The 388-nt window shown below is 38.7% G+C and carries 1 protein-coding gene; it reads right to left on the bottom strand.

Features of this window, described 5'->3' with window-relative positions:
- Positions 1-388 (bottom strand): transposase family protein (locus KGF65_RS16880; protein WP_216748772.1); only part of this gene is annotated, 388 nt, incomplete at both ends.

The following is a 388-nucleotide window of genomic DNA, read 5'->3' as shown; positions in this document are numbered from 1 at the left end:
GCCTTGTCCGAGTAACTTTATTCGGCGAATAATCGTATTGGTTGAGACATTGTATTGAGCCGCAATACTCACCATCGTACGGTCTTCAGTTAATGATAGATCAATGGCATGAAGACTGTTTTCAGATATTTGATGATGTTTTTTAACCAGCTTAGTCGTTGTTAAACTGCTTTTACCACAATTTTTACAGATAAATCGCTGCTTCTTTAAATTAAGGATGGTGACCCGTTCGCTAATTCTAGGAATTCTGATATGAACGGTCTTAAAGCCATTCTTAACCATGGAACGTTTGCCGCAACGTGCGCAAACAGTAACCGGATACGTTAGTTTCGCAAACACTTGTAGGCTTCCGTTAGTAGCTTCTTGAACAACTAAATCAGTAATATTT

This window comes from Lactiplantibacillus sp. 30.2.29, from assembly GCF_018991255.1.
Taxonomy (GTDB): Bacteria; Bacillota; Bacilli; order Lactobacillales; family Lactobacillaceae; genus Lactiplantibacillus; species Lactiplantibacillus pentosus.
Note: the sequence above shows the minus strand (reverse complement) of the source record. Positions and strands in the feature narration are given on the sequence as shown.